Annotated in this window: 8 protein-coding genes; 3 read left to right on the top strand and 5 right to left on the bottom strand. The window is 73.1% G+C overall.

The genetic code is table 11. The annotated features are described in order from the left end of the window. Positions 1 to 16 precede the first annotated feature (16 nt). Positions 17 to 1024: a hypothetical protein gene (locus ACIQAC_RS23180; protein ID WP_402193805.1), complete on the top strand. Its 1008-nt coding sequence runs from the start codon at positions 17 to 19 to the stop codon at positions 1022 to 1024. Positions 1025 to 1103: 79 nt separating this feature from the next. Here the strand turns inward: ACIQAC_RS23180 and ACIQAC_RS23175 are convergent, their stop codons facing one another. The 5 genes from ACIQAC_RS23175 to ACIQAC_RS23155 form a co-directional block, all read right to left on the bottom strand. After that, the gene (locus ACIQAC_RS23175; protein WP_402193804.1) at positions 1104 to 1853 is read right to left on the bottom strand and encodes a thioesterase II family protein; all 750 of its coding nucleotides are present in this window, start codon (positions 1851 to 1853) and stop codon (positions 1104 to 1106) included. Next, the gene (locus tag ACIQAC_RS23170) at positions 1850 to 7144 is read right to left on the bottom strand and encodes a type I polyketide synthase (RefSeq protein ID WP_402193802.1); all 5295 of its coding nucleotides are present in this window, start codon (positions 7142 to 7144) and stop codon (positions 1850 to 1852) included. Before ACIQAC_RS23170 ends, ACIQAC_RS23175 begins: the two co-directional genes overlap by 4 nt. Continuing rightward, positions 7141 to 16206 carry an SDR family NAD(P)-dependent oxidoreductase gene (locus ACIQAC_RS23165; protein ID WP_402193801.1) on the bottom strand — a complete coding sequence of 3022 codons (9066 nt, stop codon included), beginning with the start codon at positions 16204 to 16206 and terminating at the stop codon, positions 7141 to 7143. Before ACIQAC_RS23165 ends, ACIQAC_RS23170 begins: the two co-directional genes overlap by 4 nt. Positions 16207 to 16324: 118 nt before the next feature. Beyond that, positions 16325 to 17803: an acyl-CoA carboxylase subunit beta gene (locus tag ACIQAC_RS23160; protein WP_402193799.1), complete on the bottom strand. Its 1479-nt coding sequence runs from the start codon at positions 17801 to 17803 to the stop codon at positions 16325 to 16327. Between the two features lie 462 nt (positions 17804 to 18265). After that, on the bottom strand, positions 18266 to 18817 hold the full coding sequence (locus tag ACIQAC_RS23155; RefSeq protein WP_402193798.1) for a DoxX family protein: 552 nt from the start codon (positions 18815 to 18817) through the stop codon (positions 18266 to 18268). Positions 18818 to 19124: 307 nt separating this feature from the next. Here ACIQAC_RS23155 and ACIQAC_RS23150 point away from each other — a divergent pair, with 307 nt between their 5' ends. Together ACIQAC_RS23150 and ACIQAC_RS23145 are read left to right on the top strand one after the other, a co-directional pair. Further along, positions 19125 to 19856 carry an aquaporin gene (locus ACIQAC_RS23150; protein ID WP_402193797.1) on the top strand — a complete coding sequence of 244 codons (732 nt, stop codon included), beginning with the start codon at positions 19125 to 19127 and terminating at the stop codon, positions 19854 to 19856. A 113-nt stretch (positions 19857 to 19969) separates the two neighbouring features. Then, positions 19970 to 21430 (top strand): aldehyde dehydrogenase, encoded by a 1461-nt coding sequence (locus tag ACIQAC_RS23145; protein ID WP_402193795.1) that lies wholly within the window; start codon positions 19970 to 19972, stop codon positions 21428 to 21430. The last annotated feature ends 52 nt before the right edge of the window (positions 21431 to 21482 follow it).

The following is a 21482-nucleotide window of genomic DNA, read 5'->3' as shown; positions in this document are numbered from 1 at the left end:
CCGCGGAGGACTGACCATGACGCGCATACCCGGACCGGCTGTGGCGCTCATGTTGGCTGCCTCGGTCGTCGCGACGACGGCGCTCGCCGGGTGCGGGGAGCAGGGGCCCGCGCCGGCGGTGAAGAGCCCGTCGGCGAGTGGGTCCACACCCGCACCTCACCCGGTCGTTCACCTCCGTGCGGACGGCAACACCCTGGTCCCCGGAGGCCCGCCCCTCCCTCTCCACCTCTCCGTAACGGGCCTCACCGCCGCGCAGGCCGAGCGACGCCATGTGGCGCTCTACGTCGGGACGGTCCCCGACGAACTCCAGATCCGCGAGAACGGTTCCTGGCACGATGTGCCGTTCCAGTGGACCAACGAGCAGGACGACAACGGGGAGTTCGCCGCCGTCGTGCCGCTCTCGTATCGCGGCAAGGCGCGGACGGAGCTCGACTTCCGGCTGTTCACCGCCGACCAGCCCGTCGACGACGTGGACGGCAAGGTTCCCGCCACGACCACCACGGTCGCCGCGGAGATGTCCAGGGATGCCAGCTATGTGCGCATCCACCCGGCGGCATCCGCGACGCGCCTGCGTCTTTCCGTCGACCCCACGCATGTCACCGTCGAGGTACCGCAGATACTCCGGGCGACCGAGGGCGGGACACCGGCGGAGTGGTACGTGCGGGTGCGCAACGCCGGGGGCAAGCTCACTCGCTCCCACCTCCGCGTCGCGATCTCCCTCACCCCCGGAGAGATCGGCCAATCCGTGCGACAAGTGCACTGGTCGATCAACCGCGAGGGCCGCTGGGCCGACCTGACAGGCCAGACACACGTGGAGACGGACGAGTTCGAGCTCAGACCCGGGGAATCGCGGACCGTGCGGATCCGACTCGCTCTGCCGGCCGACACAACGCCAAGCCGGTCCGCCGACGTCGGCGCCGTACTGTCCGCGGCGGTCACGGCTCCTTGGTGGCCCTCCGACCCGGATCGGCCGTCAGGGATCACACACTACGCGGAGTCCACGAATATTCTCGTCGAACGCTGACCTGCGACGCCTTTCCGGTCCCAGGGCCGCTCGCACCATGAGGCGCCGTTCGGACGCGTGAGGGGTGCGGGTTTCGCTGTCACCGCTGGTTTCCCGAGGAAGGTCCGCGCAGTTGCGTGTGGACGAGGGCAAGAACCTCGGCGGAGTGGTGCAGGAGGTAGAAGTGGTCGCCGGGGAAGACGGTCAGTTCGAAGGCGCCGGTGGTGACCGCGGACCACGTGGCCGCCGAACTCACCTGGGTGAGCGGGTCCCGGGAGCCGACCAGCACGGTCAGCGGGCACGTGAGCAGGGGCTCGGGTGCCGTGTGGCGGTAGTCCCGCATCAGCTGCCAGTCGGCGGTGAAGACGGGCACCAGCATGGCGCGGGCGTCCTTGTCCTCCAGCAGGGCGGCCGGAGTGCCGCCGAGAGTCCGCAGGGCGTCGACCGCGTCCAGCGTGGGGTCGGCGGCGGGTCCGGACGGTTTCGGGGCCCTGGCCGACAGGAAGAGCCGTTGTGGTTGCGGGGCTCCGGCGTCGCGCAGCGCGCGAGCGGTCTCGTAGGCGATGGCTGCGCCCATGCTGTGGCCGAAGAGGGCGTAGGGGCCGATGACGTCGTCGAGCAGGGCGCCGCGGATCTCCTCGACGAGGGCCGTCATGTCGGTAGTGGGTGGTTCACCCCATCGGTCGGCCCGGCCCGGGTATTGGACGGCCACCAGTTCGGTGTCGGCGGGCAGGGCTCTCGCCCAGGGCGCGTACACCCCGGCCGAAGCGCCCGCGTGGGGAAAGCAGACCAGGCGCGTGCGAGCGCTCGGCCGGGGCTCGAACCGCCGGAGCCACGGGGAGGCCGTCATCGGGACTCCTCCGCCGACCGGTCCGCGGAGTCACCGGCACTGTCCTCGTCCGGCGGGAGTCCGTGGAGGTAGGTGCCGAGCGCGGACGGGCTGGGATGTTCGTAGATGACGGCGAGCGGCAGTGGACGGCCGCACAACTCGCTCAGTCTGTCGCGTAGTTCGAGGGAGCCCAGCGAGTCCAGTCCGGCCAGAACGAGATCCGCGTCCGGGGGAAGCCGGTCGGGCGAGGGATGCCCGAGTACGTCCGCCGCAACGGCTCGCACCAGGGTGATCCACGCCTCGCCGGTCCGCGGGCGGGCGAGAGCGACGGCTGCCGGGGAGGCGCTCTCTCCACAGGCCGGCGACCGCGTCTCCTCCCTGGCGCTCGTCCGGGCGCCGGCATCGATGCCGGCTTCCCGCCGGGCCGGCGCAGGGGAGAACGCGGAATCGTCGAACCGCCCCGCCAGGACCACGGGACTGTCTTCCTCCACCGCCCGGTCGAAGAGCGCGAGCGCGCCCTGGGGCGCCATCGGCCGCAGTCCGAGGCCGTGCAGCCGCTGCCGGGCGTCGAGGGGAAGTCCCTGTGTCATGCCGGTGTCCTCCCACCATCCCCAGCCGATACTCAGCCCAGGCAGGCCGAGCCCGGCACGGTGCACGGCCAGGGCGTCGAGGAAGCCGTTCGCGGCGGCGTAGTTCGCCTGGCCCGCCGTGCCGAGGAGCGCGGACGCCGAGCCGAACAGGACGAACCGGGTGAGTGGCAGATCGATCGTCGCCTCGTGCAGGTGCCACGCGCCGTCGACCTTCGGCCGCAGCACACGGTGGACCTGCTCGGGACTCATGCGGGCCACCGTGGAGTCGTCCAGCACACCCGCGGCGTGCACGACCGCGCGCAGCGGACGGCGTTCGCCCGCCGTGGCGACCAGGGCCCGTACGGCGTCGGGATCCGCGACGTCGCAGGCGACTGCCCTGATGTCCGCGTCGAGTCCGTCCACACCGTGCGGCAGCCGGCCGGACCGGCTCGCCACCACGATGTGCCGGATACCGTGCACGGTCACCAGGTGAGGCACGAGTTCCGCGGCCAGTGCCCCGCCACCACCCGTGACCAGGACGGTTCCGTCAGGGTCGAACGCGGGTCCGGGGGATGCCGCTTCCGCCGACTGCGTGTGGACGGGACCGTGCACGATGCCATCGATCAACGTCAACTCGATGCCGTCGGCCCCTCCGGCGAGCCGCGCCGCCGCCTCGGCCACCGCCTCCGCCGAGCCCCCGTGGCCACGGACGTGCAGCAGTCCCAGCCGCCCGGGATGCTCCCGTGCGGCCGACCGCCACAGGCCGCGCACCGCCGCCGCCACCAGCTCTGACTCCCCGGAGTGGTCCCGCGTCAGCAGGACCGGCGTGGTGCCCACAAGCGTCGGACCGGCGAGGCATCGCCTCAGCAGGGCCAACTGCTCGACGACAGCAGTGTGGACGGCACCGGCCACGCCGCCGGAGGCTTCGGCAGCAGGCTGGAGTGCGATCACGAGCGCTTCCGGAATGCGGTCGGCCCGGTCTGCCGCCGCCATCAGCGTGGGGAGATCGGGGTGTGCTCGCGCGAACCCGGACAGACCCTCGGCCGGCGTACCCAGCAACCACGGTGCCGTGGTTGGACGTTGCGCCGCGGGGCCGAGCGCTGCCCATGTACGCCGGTACAGGTTGGGCTCGGCGGGCGGGTCGGCCGGGGCGGGCAGCGGGCGCATCGTCAGGGTGCCGACGGACAGTACCGGTCGGCCGTCGGCGTCCTCGACCTCCGCGGCGTACGAGTCGGCGGACAGACGAGTGATACGGGCTGACAGCGGGCCCTGCGCGGTGCGGTGCACGGTGACCGAGGCCCAGCTGAAGGGCAGCCGAAGGCGCCCCTCCAAGAGTGCGCCCGGCTCGGTGAGCAGGGCCTGGAGGACGGCGTCGAGGGCGGCGGGCGCGAAGAGTTCGCCTGTTGCGTCGCCGTACGGCGGTGCTGAGGCGCTCCGCGAGTAGAGCGTTCCGTCCGTGTGCCGCACCTCGGCGAGCGTGCGCAGGGCCGGACCGTAGGAGAGGCCGAGGCGGGTGCATCGGGCGTAGTGCTCTTCCAGCGGCCGCGGGACTGCCTCCTTCGGCGCTCTGGCCCGGTGCGGGACAGGGGGTTCGGCAGCGGGGTCGGGGCGGGGGACGAGGTGGCCGGAGGCGTGCGTGGTCCACGGGCCGCCGGACGCAGGCCGCGAGGTGACGGTCAGATCGAGTCCGCCCGCCGTGCTCGGTGCGGTGGTGACACGCACGTCGGTCGGCACGCCGCCGGTCAGGTCGAGCGGAGTGTGGAGGACGAGTTCACCCAGCCGCGGATGCCCGGCCCGGTACCCGGCCCGCAGGGCGAGTTCGAGGAAGGCGGTCGCGGGCAGCAGTACCCGGCCGCCCACGACGTGGTCACGCACCCAACCGTGCGCGCCGCCGCCGAACCGCTCGGTGAGCGCCGGTTGCGCCGCCCCGGCTCCGGATGCGGGGCGTGCGGTGGAGGTGTGGGCGGAGTTCGCCGGAGCAGGCAGATGGCCGCCGACGGCACCGTCGGCCGTTGCCTCGTGCGTGTGGTGACCGAGTCGTGCGGTCGGTGAGCGTGGGGAAGTCGGCACGGCCGGTACATCGTCGGCGGGTGTCGCGGGGAGGAGCCAGTAGCGCTCGTGCTGCCACGCGTACGAAGGCAGGCCGACGTGCTGTCCCGGCACCACCGCGGGCAGGTCCGAGCCAAAGCCGTGGACGTACAGGCGGCCCACCACGTTCAGCGCCTTCTCGGCCCCGGTCGTACGTCGATCCGAACCCGGGTCGTTGCCCGCCATGGACAGGACCACCGCCTCTCGCGGCGCGTGGGCGCGAGCGACGGGGTCCGATCCGGTGCCCAGCTCCACCAACGCACCCGCCCCGTGCACCTCGACGGCCGCTCGCACCGCGGCGCGTGGGTCGCCCGGACCGCGTACCACGTGGTTGACCCAGTGGTCGGGATCGGCCAGGGTGTCGCCGGCCCGGCCGGTGAGCGTCGAGACGACCGGCAACCGTGCGATGTGCGGGTTCAGCCCCGCGACGACGGCGCGGAACTCGGAGAGCGCGGAGTCGAGGGGCCCGGCACCTGGCAGAGGCCGGTTGTGTGCGCCGCTGTCCTCGGGGAGTTCTCCGTGCGGGGAATCCGCCTGTCCGTCCCGGCGCGACGACACCACCGTCACTGCGTCCGCCCCGCCGAGCCGCTGCGCCAACCGGGCCCGTGCGACGGCGAGTCGGACCGCGTCGGGCAGCGACAACGCACCCGACACGTGAGCCGCCGCCACCTCACCGGCCCCGTCCGCGACCAGCAGATCCGGCGCGATCCCCCAGCTGTGCAGGAGCCGGAACTGGGCCACCTGCACGGCGAACAGCGCCGGCTGCGCGGCCGGCGCGTCCTCGATCCGCACGGTGCCACCGGCCGCGAGCGTGCCCTCGCCGGTGCGCAGCAGCTCCCCGAGAGAGGTCCCCAGCAGGGGATCGGCGAGCGCGCAGACCTCGTCGAGTGCGCGCCGGAACACCGGGTGGCCGGTACGGAGTTCTTCGGTGCCGCCGATCGCCGCCCGCAGCCCGTCCTCGCCGCCGAGCAGGAACGCGAGCCGCCCCCGCCTGCCGTGCACCTGGGCACCGGTCAGCCGGGCGTGTGCGGTCCCCGACGCGATCGACGCCAGCACCGCGCATGCCTCGGCGGTGTCGCGGACGACCGCCGCCGCGCGGTGCTCCAGCGCCGCCCGGCCGGCCAGGGTGTGCGCGACGTGCCGCACGGGAGACGGATGTGCCGTCAAGTGCGCCCCGATCCTCGCGGCCTGGGCGCGCAGGGCCTGCTCGCTGTGGCCCGAGAGCACCAGCAGCGCGGGCCCGTCCTGGTCGTGCGCTGCCTCATCAGGCGCCGACGTGGTGTCCTTCGGCGCTTCCTCGACGACGACGTGCGCGTTGGTGCCGCTGATGCCGAAGGAGGACACACCAACCCGCCGCGGCCGGCCGTCGGCGCGGCGCCACGGCCGCGACGCGTGCAGCAGCCGAACCGGGCCCGCCGACCAGTCGACGTGCGGTGTCGGCTCGTCGGCGTGCAGCGTCCGCGGCAACTCCTCGTGGACGAGCGCGCCGACCATCTTGATGATGCCGCCGACACCCGCGGCGGCCTGGGTGTGCCCGATGTTGGACTTCAGCGAGCCGAGCCACAGCGGGGTGCCCGCCGGGCGGGACCCTCCGTACGCGGCGAGGATCGCCTGGGCTTCGATCGGGTCGCCGAGCGCTGTGCCGGTGCCGTGGGCCTCGACGGCGTCCACGTCGGCGGCGCCGAGGCCGGCGTCGGCCAGCGCGGCGCGGATCACGGCCTGCTGCGCGGGGCCGCTGGGCGCGGACAGTCCGTTGCTCGCCCCGTCCTGGTTCACCGCGGAGCCCTTGATCAGGGCGAGCACACGGTGTCCGTTACGCCGGGCGTCCGCGAGCCGTTCGAGTACGAGGACGCCCGCGCCCTCGGCGAGCCCGGTGCCGTCGGCGGCGGCGCCGAACGCCTTGCAGCGCCCGTCCGCCGCGAGCCCGCCCTGCCGGCCGAACTCGGCGACCGTGCCGGGGGTGCTCATCACCGTCACCCCCGCCGCGAGTGCCAGTCCGGTCTCGCCCGAGCGCAGGGCCCGGCAGGCCAGGTGCACGGCCACCAGGGACGACGAACACGCGGTGTCCACGGTGAGGGCGGGTCCGTGCAGGCCCAACACGTAGGAGAGCCGCCCGGAGACGACGCTGCCGGCCATGCCGGTCAGCCGGTGTCCGGCGACCCGGGAGGGAGAGGCGTGCAGCGGTGGGCCGTAGTCCTGCTGGTTGGCGCCCGCGAAGACCGCCGTGCCGCTGTCGCGCAGGGTGTGCGGATCGATGCCCGCGTCCTCCAGCGCCTCCCACGCCACCTCCAGCAGCAGGCGCTGCTGCGGGTCCATGGCGGTCGCCTCGCGCGGCGAGATGCCGAAGAACGCGGCGTCGAAGCCCGCCGCGTCCGGCAGGAAACCGCCCCGTGCCGGCCCTCCATCGCCGTCGGGGACCGGGGGCCACTGCCGGTCCTCAGGGACGGGTCCGGTCGCGTCACGGCCCTCGGCGACCAGTCGCCACAGGGCCTGCGGGGAGTCGGCGCCGGGATAGCGGCAGCCGATGCCGACGACCGCGACGGGTGCACGGCGCTCGACCTCCCGCTGTTCGAGCTGAGCCACGTGGTCCTTCGTGGCGCGCAGTTCGGCCGTCAGGCGCTTCAGATAGTCGACGAGTTGGGGCTGGTCGCTCACCGGGTCTCCTCGGGCTCGTCGCCGGTCCTGCGGTGGGCCGTGTCGTCGGTCTTGGGGCGAGCCGTGTCGTCGGTCCTGTGGTGGGTTGTGCCGCCGCTGCGGCCGAGTTCCGCGTCGATGAGCTGGAGCAACTCCTCGCCGTCCGCCTGCGCGAGGTCGGCCGGGAGCTCGTGGGGCTCCACCGACGTGACGGTGGTCGCCGCCGCCGGGGTCGATCCGGCATCGTCCGCCGCCGCTGCCGGTCCAGTGTCGTCCGCCGCCGAAGCCGGCTCGGCCGCGTCCGCTGCCGGGGGCCCGTCGGGTGGTGCCGGGAAGAGCAGCTCCACGACACGGTCGGCCAGCGCGTCCAGCGTGGGGTGGTCGAACACGACGGTGACCGGAAGCCGTAGCCCGGTGGCCGCGTTCAGCCTGTTGCGCAACTCCACGGACGTGAGCGAGTCGAAGCCGAGGTCGCGAAAGGCCCTCGTCCTGCGTACGTCGTCCGGGTCTGTCAGCCGCAGTACGGTCACGGCCTGGCCGGTGATCCAGTCTGTCGTTGCCTCCAGACGCCGCTCGGCGGGCAGCGCCGAGAGCCGTTCGGGCAGCCCCGCTGTCCGGTCCGGATCTGGTGTGCCGGAGGCGGTGGTGTCGAACGTGCGGGCGGGGAACGTGCCGGTGAGTGCGGGGAGCGCGTCGGCCGAGTGTGCGTCGTAGGACGCAGACGCAGACGCAGACGCAGACGCAGACGGAAGTGGAGGCGGAGGCGGCGAGGCGGGGGCAAGCGCAGGTGCCGGGGCCGGAGAAGCCGTTCCCCGCGCGGCGACCAGCGTGGCCTCCGGGCGGTCCGCCGCGGCGTCGAACAGGGCGAGGCCCTGCGAGGTGGGCAGAGGAACGAGCCCCGCGGCGGCCATCCGGGCGATGTCGGTGTCCGTCAGGTGCCCGCTCATGGCGGAGCGCTGTTCCCACAGACCCCAGGCCAGGGACTGCGCGGGCAGCCCGTCGGACGCGCGTACGCACGCGAGCGCGTCGAGGAAGCCGTTGGCGGCGGCGTAGTTGGCCTGACCGGGCAGGCCCAGTACTCCGGCGACCGAGCTGTACAGCGTGAAGCGGGCCAGGTCCAGGTGACGGGTCTGCTCGTGCAGGTGCCAGGCGCCGTCGGCCTTGGGCGACAGGACGGCGGACAGTTGCTCGGGGCCGAGCGACATCACGGTGGCGTCCCGCAGGATCCCGGAGGTGTGGACCACGGCGGTCAGCGGGTGGGCGGACGGTACCGCCGCGAGCAACTCCGCGACCTGGACCGGATCCGACACGTCGGCTTGCCGGTACTCGGCGTGCGCACCGAGCGCGTTCAGGCCGTCCAGCAGGGCTGCGACGCGTGGCTCGTCCGCGGGTGCGCGCCCGGACAGCAGCAGTCGGCGTACGCGGTGCCGGCGCACCAGGTGGCGGGCCAGTTCGCCGCCGAGGGTGCCGGCGCCGCCGGTGATCAGAACGGTGCCGTCGGGGCGGAGGGACGACGGGAGGGTCAGCACCAGCTTGCCGACGTGCCGGGCGTCGCGGAAGGTCACCATCGCGTCCTTCGCCTCACGGACGTCCCAGGCCGTCAGCGGCAACGGGTGCAGCTCACCCGCCAGGAACAGCTCCCCCAGGTCGCGGAGGGCGGTCGCGATGTCGTCGGGGTCGACGCTCAGCACGTCGAAGGGCTGGTAGTGCGCGTCGGGCCGGACCGCGTCGACCTGGGTGCGGGTACGGATGTCGAGCTTGCCCATCTCCAGGAAGCGGCCCCCCGGGGCGAGCAGCCGCAAGGAGGCGTCCACCAGCGGCCCCGCCAGAGCATTGAGCACTACGTCCATGCCCCGCCCACCCGTGGCGGTACGGAACTCCTCCTCGAACCCGGCCGTCCGGGAGGACGCCGTCCTGTCGGACGGGACGCCGAGCGCGGCGAGCGTGGGCCACTTGTCGGGGTGGGCGGTGGCGAACACCTCGGCGCCCAGCCGGCGGGCGATCTGGAGGGCTGCCATACCCACACCCCCGCTCGCCGCATGGATCAGCACCCGCTCCCCGGCCGTGAGCCGGCCGAGCGTGACGAGGCCGTGATGGGCGGTCAGGAACGCGATGGGGACGGTGGCGGCCTCGGCGAACGTCCAGCCGTCCGGGACCGGTGCGACGAGCCGGTGGTCGGTGACGACCCGCGGGGTGATCGCACTGCGGTCGAGGGCGACGATGCCCATGACCCGGTCGCCCGGGGCGAGGCCCGGCGTGTCCGGTCCGACCTCGGTGACGACACCGGCGAACTCCCGGCCGAGCGACGCCTCGCCGGGGAAGAGCCCCATCGTGGTGATGACGTCTACGAAGTTCAGCCCCGCCGCCCGTACGGCCACCCGCACCTCGCCGGACCCGGGCGCGCGGTCGTACTCGGGCGCGGGTACCAGCGCGAGTCGGTCGGGTGTGGTCTGCCGGGCGGGCCCCGTCAGGGCGAGTTTCCACGCACCCGGGCCGGGCGGCGGGCTCAGCGGGCCGTCCTGAACGGGGGCGAGGACCGGCACATGCGCCTGTCCGTCCCGGAGCGCCACCTGCGGCAGGTCGGCCGCGACGGCGAGCGCGAGCAGCGCGTCGGAGGCCGGGGTCCCGTCGCTGTCCACGTGGGTGAGCTGCCCGGGGTGTTCGGCCGCGGCACTGCGCCACAGGGCGGCCACCGCCGCGGCCACCGGATCGGGACGCCGTGCGGTGGCCCGGCGGGTGCTCAGGACCAGGCGGGTGCCGGCGTACGCGCTCTCGCCCAGGAAGGCCCGCACCAGTTCCAGATGGCGTGCGGTGGTGGTGTGCAGGGCGTCGGGGAGGCCGTGCGGCGCGGCCGTGCCGCCGTGCGCGGCCGGGTCCAGGTGGACGACCACGATCCGGGGCACCGGTGCCCCGGCTGCGGGGAGGGTGTCCGCGGCGGGCACGCCGGGCAGGGCCGGATGCGGCGGTCCGACGATCGTGGTGTCGGTCGACGTGGCCGGTGCCCCGCTGAGGATCGCGGGGGTCCAGGACGTCGCCCGCAGCGGGGGATGGATGCCGGTGGCGGGCAGGAACGAGACCGCGTCGAGGTCGAAGACGGCGGCACCGGCCGGGTCGACGGCCGCGATCCGCCAACTGCCGTCCGCCCCCGGTTCGGCGTGGATCCGCAAGGAGGACGCGGTCGAGGGGCGGATTCGGACGCCACTGAAGGCGAACGGCATCCGGGCCGGCCGCGTGTCGTCGTTGTTGTCCTCGCCGTCCTTCGCCAACTCGGCGAGCAGCAGGGCGTGGAGCGCGGCGTCGATCAGGACGGGATGCGCGTCGAACCCGTCGGCCGGTCCGGCCTGGGCGGGCAGGGCCACCTCGGCGAACACGCCGTCACTTCGGCGCCACACGCCGCGCAGCGCCCGTAGCGCCGGCCCATAGGTGTATCCCTCGGCGGCGAGCCGGTCGTAGGCGTCCTCGATGTCCATCTCCTGGGCGCCCTGCGGGGGCCATGTGCCGTCACCGAGCGCGGGCCGAGCGGTGGGGGAGACAGGGACGGGGTGGGTGGGGGAGACAGGGACGGGGTGGGTGGGGGAGGCGGGGACAGGGTGGGTGGGGGAGACAGGGACAGGGTGGGTGGGGGAGGCGGGGACAGGGTGGGTGGGGTAGGCGGAGGCGGAGGCTGAGGTGGGTTCGGAGGGGGAGGCGGGTTCGGCGGTCACCCGGCCGTGCGCGTGGACCGTCCACCCGGGCTCGGTGGCGTCCTCGCCGGCCCGGTCGCGCGCACGGGCATAGAGCGACACCGCCCGCGTGCCGTCCGGGTCCGCCCGGTCCAGCACGACCTGGAGTTCGAGCGCCCCGCCGTCGGCGGGCAGCAACAGCGGTGCGGAGACCACGAATTCGTCGAGGGGTCCGGCACCGGCGTGGCGTGCGGCGTTCGACACGAGTTCCACCAGGGCGGCACCGGGAACCAACGCGACCTCGAACAGGGCGTGGTCGGTGAGCCAGGGCGCCTGCGCGGCGGACACGCGGGCGGTCACCAGGTGCCCGCCGGTGTGCGGCAGATCCAGGGGCGCGGTCACGAAGGGGTGCCCAAAAGCCCGGGACGGCGCGGGCGGCGGTGTGGCGGCCACCGGGGGAGCGGGCCAGAAGCGGCGGTGCTGGAAGGCGTAGCCGGGAAGCGGCACCGGTGGTGTGTCCGGCCCGGCCTGTGCGGTCCAGTCCACCGGCAGGCCGGCGCGGAAGGCCTCGGCGGTCGCCTCCAGGAAGCGGTCCCGCGACGGCTCGTCCCGGCGCAGCGTGCTGAGCGCGACAGCGGGCGCGCCGGCGTCCTCGAAGGTCTCCAGCAGTGCGGAGTGCAGCAGCGGATGCGGGTTGACCTCTACGAAGGCCCGGTGGCCCGTGGCCAGCAGGGCCCGTACGGCGGGCTCCAGCAGTACGGGCTGCCGTGCGTTGCGCCACCAGTAGTCGGCGTCCAGGCCCGTGGTGTCCAGGCGCTCGCCGGTCACGGTCGAGTAGAAGGGGATCCGGGAGGCGCGCGGCGCCACCGGGGCCAGGACGTCGAGCAGATGCTCGCGCAGCGGTTCGATCTGACGGCTGTGTCCCGCGTTGCTGACCGGCAGCCTGCGATACGGCACTCCCTCGGCGTCGAGCGCGGCCAGCAGGGAGTCCAGGGCCGCCGGCTCCCCGCCGACCGTCGTCGCCGCGGGCCCGTTGACCGCGGCGATCTCCAACCCGGCGGCCCAGGGCTCCAGTCGGCGGCTCAGCGCGTCGGCCGGCAGGAAGACGGCGGCCATGGCGCCCCGCCCCTGGAACCCCAGCAGGGCACGGCTGCGCAGTGCGACGATCCGCGCCGCGTCCGCGAGCGAGAGTGCGCCCGCCACATGGGCGGCGGCGATCTCCCCCTGCGAATGTCCGACCACCGCGGCCGGCCGCACACCGCGGGACTGCCACATCCGCGCGAGCGACACCATCATCGTGAACAGCGCTGGCTGGACCACGTCCACGCGGTCCAGCGGCGGGGCGTCCGGGGCCCCGGCCAGCACATCGAGCACCGACCAGTCCAGGTGGGCCGAGAACGCCTCCGCGCACTGCCGGGCCGTCTCCGTGAAGACCGGGTCGTCTCCGAGCAGCCCCTCGGCCATGTCCGGCCACTGCGCGCCCTGACCGGGAAACACAAACACGGCCGCGTCGTCGGCCACTTGGCTCTCGGCGCCTTCGCCGCGGGCGATGTCCGCCAGGGCGGCCAGCAGGCCGGCCCGGTCGTGTGCCACGGCCACGGCCCGGTGCGCGAAGGCCGAGCGGCGGGCGAGGGTCCGGGCGACGCCGGGCAGCGGTGCCGCGGGCTCGGTCAGCAACCGGGTGTGCAGCCGCGCCGCCTGGCCCGCCAGAGCGGCGGCCGACTTTCCGGACAGCGGAAGCGCGAGCGGCCGACCGACTTCCGGTCGGGAAGGGGATCCAGCGGGAGACGGCCGGGGCTCACCGGCTGCACGGGCCCTGCTGACGTGACTGGCCTCACCCACCTCACCGGCCCTGCTGACCTCACCGGCTTCACGGGCCCCGCGTACGTCACGGGCTTCACGGGCTTCACGGGCTTCACCGGCTTCACCGGGCTCGTCCGCGGCTTCCAGGACGATGTGCGCGTTGGTGCCGCCCGCCCCGAACCCGGAGACCGCCGCGCGCGGCGGCCGGCCGGTCGACGGCCACGGACGCGCCTCGGTCAGCACCCGCACACCGCCCCCGCTCCAGTCGACCCGGCTGGTCGGCCGGTCGACGTGCAGGGTGCGGGGCAGCAGGCGGTGCCGCATCGCCATCACCGTCTTGATCACCCCGGCGACGCCGGCCGCGGCCTGGGTGTGCCCGATGTTCGACTTCACCGAGCCCAGCCACAGCGGCATCCCCGCCGCACGCTCCGCGCCGTACGTCGCGAGCAGCGCGTTCGCCTCGATCGGGTCACCGAGCCGGGTACCGGGACCATGGGCCTCGACCGCGTCCACATGGGCCGGCGGCAGCCCGGCGTCGGCGAGCGCCGCACGGATCATCCGCACCTGCGCCGAGCCGTTGGGCGCGGTGAGCCCGTTGCTCGCACCGTCCTCGTTGAGCGCGCTGCCACGCACCACCGCGAGCACCTGGTGGCCATTGCGGCGCGCGTCGGACAGCCGCTCCAGTACCACCATGCCCACCCCCTCGGACCAGCCCGTGCCGTCGGCGCCCTCGGCGAACGCCTTCGACCGGCCGTCCGGCGACAGGGCGCCCTGCGCGGTGAAGTCGGTGAACATCCACGGCGTCGACATCACGGTCACCCCGCCGGCCAGCGCCATGGACACCTCGCCCGAACGCAGCGCGCGGCAGGCGAGATGCAGGGCCGTCAGCGACGAGGAGCACGCGGTGTCCACCGCCAGCGCCGGGCCCTCCAGGCCCAGTACGTAGGCCAGTCGGCCCGCGAGCACACTCGGCGTGCTGCCGGTGTAGACGTAGCCGTCCAGGTCCTCCGGCGACTGCTGCACCAGCGCGTCGTACTGCTGGGCGATGACGCCGACGAACACTCCCGTCTGCGTGGCGCGCAGCGACAGCGGATCGATTCCGGCGTGTTCGACGGCCTCCCAGCCCACCTCGAGCAGCAGGCGCTGCTGCGGGTCCATGGCGGTCGCCTCGCGCGGCGAGATGCCGAAGAACGCGGCGTCGAAACCGGCCGCGTCGTCGAGGAACCCGCCCCGCCACCTTCCCTCCGGTACCGCCCAGCCGCGGTCGTCGGGCAGATCGCCGAGCACGTCCCGCTCCCCGGCGACGGCCGCCCACAGGTCCTCCGCGGAGTTGATGCCCCCGGGGAAGCGGCACCCGATTCCCACGAGCGCGATCGCGTCGCGGCCGTCGTCCGGTTCCTTCCGCTCGGCGACGGGAACGGTGGCCGAGCGGGGGAGTGGTGCGGAGACGTCCGTGGGACGCACAAGAGCGCGCGCCACCTCGCGCGGGGTCGGACGGTCGAACAGCAGACTGCTGGGCAGCGGCCGCGCGACAGCGTCCTCCAGACGATCCGTCAGTTCCACCATCGTCATCGAGTCCGCGCCGAGCGAGGCGAACGCCGCGTCGGCAGGGACTTCGCGGTCCGGATCCAGTTCGAGTACGGCGCCGGTCTCCCGCAGGACGAGAGCGAGCATCTGCTCGAACGGGTCGGCGTCGCCCGCGTTGTGCTCCGCGCCGGTGCCGCCCCCGTGGCCCCCGTCAGGGTCGCGGCCCGGATCCGGGGCGGCTGTGCCCGCCCCGTCGTGCGGGCGTTCAGCGGCTGACGGGTGGTGCGGGTGGGCGGAGTTCGCCGCGGCCGTCGCGGGCGGGGCGCCTACGCCGTCGGTGGTCGCCTCGGGCAGGAGCAGGCGCCGGGTGAAGTGGTACGTGGGCAGGCCAACCCGCCGGCCACCCGCGCCGATCGAGACCCAGTCCACCGCAAGACCCTGGACATGGCGTCGCGCAACGTCGGTCAGTGTCCCGGCAGCATCCGCACCGGACGCGGTCAGTACCGTGCCGGACGCATCATCACGGTTGGCCAACGCGGTCAGCGCGTCCAGCAGTTGTTCCCGCGACGAGGCCACGACGGCACACCGGTGGGCAAAGTGGGTACGACCGAGGGCCAGTGTGTGGGTGACGTCGGTGAGCGCGTTCGTCCCCTCCGGGCCGTGCGGGCCGCCGTCCAGGTCGGCGATGTGCGCCCGCAGCGCGGCGAGTTGAGCGCGGAGAGCCTTCGGTGAGCGCGCCGACACCGGCCACAGGACCGTCCCGGACCCGTCGATGGAGGATGCGGGTGGGCCGGCCGCCGCGGGTGGTGCCTCCACCACCACGTGGCAGTTCGCGCCGCCCATGCCGAACGAGCTGACCCCGGCGATCCGCGGCCCCTCCCAGCGCTCGAGCGCCGTCTGTACCCGAAGCGCGAGGCGCTCCAGCGGGATCGCCGGATGCGCGGTGGCGAAGTGCAGGCTCGGGGGGAGTACGGCGTGGTGGACCGCCAGTGCCGTCTTCACCAGCCCGGCGATTCCGGCGGCGCCCTCCAGATGGCCGATCACGGTCTTCACCGAGCCGACCCGCAGGGGAGCCGACCGGCGCGACGGATCCATGAGGGCACCCAGAGCGGCGGCCTCCACCGGGTCCCCGGCCCGCGTCCCCGTCCCGTGCAGTTCCACGTATCCGACCGTCTCCGGCGCGAGCCCCGCGTCGTCGTACGCCTGTGCCAGCACGTCGGCCTGTGCACTCGCCTGCGGCATGGTGAGGGTGCCGCCACCGCCGTCGTGGTTGAGCGCGCTGCCCCGCAGGACGCAGTACATCCGGTCGCCGTCGGCCAGCGCCGCGGCCAGGGGTTTGAGTACCACCAGGGCGCCACCCTCGCCCCGGACGAAACCGTCGGCCGAGGCGTCGAAGACGGCGCTGCGCCCGGCAGCGGAGAGCGCACCGGTCCCCGCCACCGCGCGGTCGGCGGCGTCGTCGAGCATCAGGCTCACCCCGCCGGCGAGCGCGATCTCCGCGGTGCCCGCCCGCAGGCTCTCCACCGCCAGGTGCACGGCCGCCAGCGAGGACGACTGCCCCGTGTCCACGCTGAGGCTCGGCCCGCTCAGGCCCAGGACATGGGAGAGCCGGCCGGCCGCCATGCCCCGCTGCGCGCCCGTATAGGTGTGCACGTCCGCCTCGACGCCGGCCGCCCGCAGTGCGTCGGCCCACTCGCCGTTCGCCGCGGCGAGGAACACCCCGGTACGGGTTCCGCGCAGTGTGCCCGGGACGATCCCGGCGTCCTCCAGCGCCTCCCAGCCCAACTCCAGCGTCAACCGCTGCTGAGGGTCGGTGCGTCGGGCCTCGCGCGGGGACATCCCGAAGAACTCCGGCTCGAAGCCGTATATCGCGGCCAGGCTCTCCTCGACCGGACCGCCCTCGACGTCCCCGGCCGGCGCCCGCAGGTAACCGCCCCGGCCCGCAGGGCGTCCGCCCACCCGCCCCGGAGGGCGCCCCGTGACCGCATCCGTGCCGCCACGCAGCAAGGTCCAGAATCCGTCCGGGCTGTCGGCTCCGGGAAAGCGGCAGGCGATACCGATGACAGCGATGTCAATCCGGGGAGTGGTCATCTGCGATCAGCTTTCGTCGTGGAGGTGGTGCGATTCCGGCCGGGTGCCGGAAGGCACAGGAGGGGCAACCGCTCCGCACACACGGCGTGTCCGCGGTGCCGCCGGGTGTGCTCCCTGCTCACAGCGGCAGGTTGTCGTGCTTCTTGGGTGGCCGTTCCTGGCGTTTGTCCCGCAGCAACCACAGGGCTCGGTGCAGGTGTTGACGCGTGTCCTGCGGCAGCAGGACCTCGTCGACGACGCCGTCACCGGCCGCCGACCAGACGTCCCGCCCGTCGACCAGGGCTTCTGGCCACGCGAGGTGGAGGTCGCCGCCGATCCGCCGGGAACCGAGCGCCGTATGGGCAAGGCCCGCGGCCACGCCGGTGGCCACGGTCAGCAGCGGAACCGTCGCCTCGGCATAGGCGTGCAGCAGGCGGGCGCCGCCGAGGCCGGTGCCCGGGAGGGTTCCGCCGCGCGTACTGGCGGGCGCGTCCACGAGTGAGACCACGGGAAGTCCGTACGCGTCACAGGTCCGTACGAAGCGGGCGATCTTGTCGCAGGCGGCCGCGGTCAGCGCTCCGCCTTCCACCAGGGGCTGGGTGGCGACGACTCCGACCGCGCACCCGCCCAGCCGGCCGAAGGCCACGACCACACTGGGCGCGTAGCCGGCGTGCACCTCCAGGCTGTCCCCGTCGTCCAGCAGCGCCGCGAGCACGTCCCGGGCGTCCCGGAATCCGCCCGCCGGGGGCGGCAGCCGGCCGGGACCGGGAGGCGTGGGGGCCGGGTCCGCCGCGGTCCACGGGGGACGCAGCCCCGGCAGAACCTCGCCACGGGCGGGCAGGTACCCGAGGAGCGCGCGGGTCCACGCGAACGCGTCGTCCTCGTCGACCGCCAGATAGTGCGCCGTTCCGGCCCGCACGCTGTGCATGTGTGCGCCGCCGAGTTCGTCGAGGCCGACGGCCTCGCCGATCGACTGACGGGTCACCTCCGGCCCGGTGACGAACATGTGCGACAGGCCGTCCACCATGACGACGAAGTCGGTGAGCGCGGGCGAGTACGCGGCACCGCCCGCACACGGGCCGGTGATCAGCGAGATCTGCGGCACCGCACCGGACAGCCGCACGTTCCGGGCGAAGATCTGACCGTAGAGGCTCTGCGCGACCGGCCCCTCCTGGATGCGTCCGCCGGCACTGTCGTTGATCCCGACGACGGGCGCCCCCGCGTCCATGGCGAGGTCCATCAGCCGGACGATCTTCTCGCCGACGACCTCACCCAGGCTCCCGCCGAACACCGAGAAGTCCTGCGCGAAGCAGCACACCGGACGGCCCTCGACCAAGCCGTGACCGGTCACCACGGCATCACCGGGCGGATGCCGGTCCGCCAGCCCCGGCGCCGCCGAGCGGTGCACCGCCTGCGAGCCCAGCTCGGTGAAGGAACCGGCGTCCAGCAACGCACGTATCCGCTCGTCGGCCGAGCGCGCGCCCCGCAACCGCTGACGGCGCACTGCCTCCGCGCGTTGCGTGGCCTTGTCCCGCAAACGGCGGGCGTAGGCGGCGTATTGCGTCTGCTCCCCGGGGCTCGGCGGCAACGGGCCGGCCCCGGCATGTGAAGTACTCACGCCGCTTACAACTTTCTTCTCCGTCCCGGTGTTCACGGTTCAATATGTAATCCCGGTCACACAGTCGACGTCGGCGTACAGGCGATTCACACGGCCGCCCGGCTCGCCACCCATAACAGTCTCCCATTTGGCAAAGACCGCACAAAAAAGCCGAGTTGGCCGTGCTCCGTGTTTTCCCGGACGACGTAATTGCGGGTCATACGTGATCGCGGACTTCGCCCCGCGCGCGTCTTGTCGTCCGACGGAAACCACGTCGTCGCTTCGTACGGTGAAATCCGCGGACGGCACACCTTCTGGCCGCGGCCCTCGCGCTCGCGGAGGAAGGCCGGCGCCGTTGGACCGAGACGGTCACCGGGCGGGCGCGACCGTAGCCGACAGAGCGACGGGGAGGGCAGGGCACCGTGTTCCAACGGTGTCCTGCCCTCCCTGTCGGCCACGGCCACGACAAGTGCCCGGCGCCCGTCAGTTGCGCATCGCGAGGAAAATGCCGGCCGTGATGAGAGCGAGGGCCACGGCGGAAGCTCCGTAACCGAGGCGATGGACTCGCAGGACCGGCAGCGAGCGATCGACGGAGAACCTTCCCGGACCGCTCAGGGCCAGGGCGCCCGCGGCGCAGGCGAGGAGGAGCGGGAACTCGATTCCCGTCGGAGCGAAGAAACCACCTGCCCAGCCGACCGCGACGGCGTTGACCATGTTGCCGAGCACGGCGGCAGCCGCGAGCGGGGTCAGCAGTCCCAGCGCCAGGGCGATTCCTCCACCGGTCTCGATAAGACCGGCGACGGTGGCCATGAACTCGGGGGCCGGATATCCGCTCGCCTGAAAGAACCGGCCCGTGCCGTCGATTCCGTTTCCTCCGAACCAGCCGAAGAGCTTCTGCGTGCCGTGTGCCGCGAGTATCACTCCGAGGGTGAGGCGAAGCACCAGAAGCCCTACGTCCTGAGGCGCCACGGATGTGGAAGGCGGCTCGGGCACGGGGCGAGTGTCGAATTCCGCCGACCGCAGCTGTGAAGTCATGCCTGTTCCTTTCGGGGAATGGTGGGGATCTCAGAAGAAATCTTGAGCACAACGTCACAGGCCGGTCGGGTTGAGTCAACGCACGGATGCCACTGGGTGGCATCCGCGTCCCGTCGAGTGGTGGGGCGGCCCCGGCCCCGCTGTCGGGTGCCGCTCAGTGGCAACAGGTGCTTGGTGCAGGAGCCGAACACTCCGCACACTCCAGGAAATCGCCCATGTACGTGCGGAGACTTCCCGGGAACGCCCGTGCATCTCGCCCCCCAGCACCTGCCGAGTGCTTTCTCCCTTTCCCCACAGGAGTGATTCCGTGAGCGCACCCCCGAAAACCCGTGGAGATATCGCCGTCAATGCCGCGTGCGAGTTCGGCCTGACGACCGTTCTGCTTTTTGGTGTGGTGACGACGGTCCGCTGGCTCGCGGATCCCTTGTCGCCACTGGCCATCGCCAACCCGCGCATCCTGTTCACCGTGGCGGGACTTGTGGTCGCCGTACTGATCGCCGCGCTGATGTACAGCCCGCCGGGACGGCGTTCAGGCGGTCACATGCACGCCGGAGTCAGCGTCTTCGTCTGGTTGAACGGCAGACTGCCGGGGCGGGCTGTCGCACCGTACGTCGTCGCGCAGTTGGCGGGTTCGCTGGTCGGCACCGCGCTTGCCCGTCTTGTCTGGGGGCCGGAAGTCGCGCGGTTGGGCTATGCCGCCGTACATCCACGACCGTCGTTGGGGTCCGACGGACTGGTCCTGGCGGAGACCCTTCCGCTCCTGGTCGTCTTCGCGGCCGTGACCGCTTGTCTGCGCAGGCCGGCCTGGATGCGGTTCGTGCCGATCGTGATCGGCGTGGGCGTCGGCCTGAGCATCGCTCTGCTCGCGAGTGTGAGTGGTGCCTCGATCAACCCCTCGCGCCAGTTCGGGCCGGCTCTGCTCTCCGGTGTCACCGGCGAGCTGTGGATCTACCTGCTGGTGCCCATCGCCGCGCCCGCCCTGGTCGCCCTCGTGGCGCGATCCACCCCCCGCGCGACGAGCCCTGCCCCTGCCCGATAGCCCATCAGCCCATCAGCCCGCCAGCCCATCAGCCCGCCAGCCCATCAGTCCGCCCGCCCGACCCATCCGGCCCCGGCACCACTGAACTCGTCCGGGGCGACCAAGGAGTTCCCATGGCCATCACCCGTGACCTGTTCATCGACGGCAAGGACGTACCGGCAACCGACGGACGTACCACCGACGACATCAATCCCTACACAGGCGGGCTGCACGCGACCGTCGCCGCCGCCGGCCCCACCGACGTCGAGCGTGCGGTCGACGCGGCTCACCGCGCCTTCCCGGACTGGGCGGCAACACGTCCGTCCGTCCGCAGGGCGATCTTCCTCAAGGCGGCCGACGTCTTCGAGTCCCGTGCGGAGGAAGCGGTCGCTCTGATGGCCGGCGAGGTCGGGGGCGCCGCGCCCTGGGCGAGGTTCAACGTCGGCCTGGCCGCCGACATGCTGCGTGAAGCGGCGGCCGCCGTCACACAGCCCCTCGGCGAGGTGCTCACCACCGACACCGACGGACAGGTCTCCTTCGCGGTCCGCGAACCGGCCGGTGTCGTCGCCGCGTTCGCACCCTGGAACGCCCCCCTGATCCTGGGGGTCCGTTCCGTGGCGGTGCCGATGGCGGTCGGCAACACGGCCGTCCTCAAACCGAGTGAGGACGCCCCCATCAGCAGCGGGCTGTTCATCGCCGAGGTGTTCCGCGACGCAGGGCTGCCGTCCGGAGTCCTGAACGTGATCACCAACGCGAGGGAGGACGCCCCCGCGGTCGCCGAGGCGCTCATCGGCGACGAACGGGTGCGCCGAGTCAACTTCACCGGTTCCACCAACGTCGGCCGCATCATCGGAACCGCGGCCGCCCGCCACATCAAGCCCGCCGTACTGGAGTTGGGCGGCAAGAACTCGCTCCTCGTACTGGAGGACGCCGATGTCGACTACGCCGTGGAGGCCGCGGCCTTCGGCGCGTTCCACAACGCGGGTCAGGTCTGCATGTCCACCGACCGCATCCTGGTGCACCGGTCCGTCGCCGAGGAGTTCACGAAGAAGCTCAGCGACAAGGTGGCCTCTCTGCCGCACGGCGATCCCACCGATCCGCGCACGGTGGTCGGCCCCCTCATCAACCAGCACGCCGCACGCCACGTCGCCGACCTCGTCACGGACGCCGTCCTGGAGGGCGCCCGCATCCGAACCGGCGGCGATGCACCGGACGGCGTGACGTACACCGCGACCGTCCTCGACCACGTCACCCCCGAGATGAGGATCTTCCGCGAGGAGATCTTCGGGCCCGCGGTCCTCGTCATCGCGGTGGACAGCGACGACGAAGCCGTCACCCTGGCCAACGACACCGAGTACGGCCTCTCGGCGGGAGTGATCACCGAGAACGCCGGTCACGGGCTCGCGGTCGCCCGGCGGCTGCGGACGGGCATCGTGCACGTGGGCAACCAGACCATCGACGACGAGGCCCAGGCACCCTTCGGAGGGGTGAAGTCGACGGGCTACGGGCGCTTCGGCGGCCGGTGGGGCGTGGAAGCGTTCACCGACACCCGCTGGGTGACCATCGCGGGCCGGCACGGCCACTTCCCGTTCTGAGAACAATCCGTTCTGAGAACGATCCGTCTTCAGAACAACTCGGCTTTCAGAA

Source organism: Streptomyces sp. NPDC088387, assembly GCF_044753385.1.
Lineage (GTDB): Bacteria > Actinomycetota > Actinomycetes > Streptomycetales > Streptomycetaceae > Streptomyces.
The sequence above is the reverse complement of the archived record's forward strand: the minus strand, read 5'-3'. Positions and strand labels throughout refer to the sequence as shown.

What these genes read in the sequence shown, in the direction of transcription:
- ACIQAC_RS23180 (WP_402193805.1), top strand. Translation starts at nt 17, where the DNA reads ATGACGCGCATACCCGGACCGGCTGTGGCGCTCATGTTGGCTGCCTCG.
- ACIQAC_RS23175 (WP_402193804.1), bottom strand. Translation starts at nt 1,853, where the DNA reads ATGACGGCCTCCCCGTGGCTCCGGCGGTTCGAGCCCCGGCCGAGCGCT.
- ACIQAC_RS23165 (WP_402193801.1), bottom strand. Translation starts at nt 16,206, where the DNA reads ATGACCACTCCCCGGATTGACATCGCTGTCATCGGTATCGCCTGCCGC.
- ACIQAC_RS23155 (WP_402193798.1), bottom strand. Translation starts at nt 18,817, where the DNA reads ATGACTTCACAGCTGCGGTCGGCGGAATTCGACACTCGCCCCGTGCCC.
- ACIQAC_RS23145 (WP_402193795.1), top strand. Translation starts at nt 19,970, where the DNA reads ATGGCCATCACCCGTGACCTGTTCATCGACGGCAAGGACGTACCGGCA.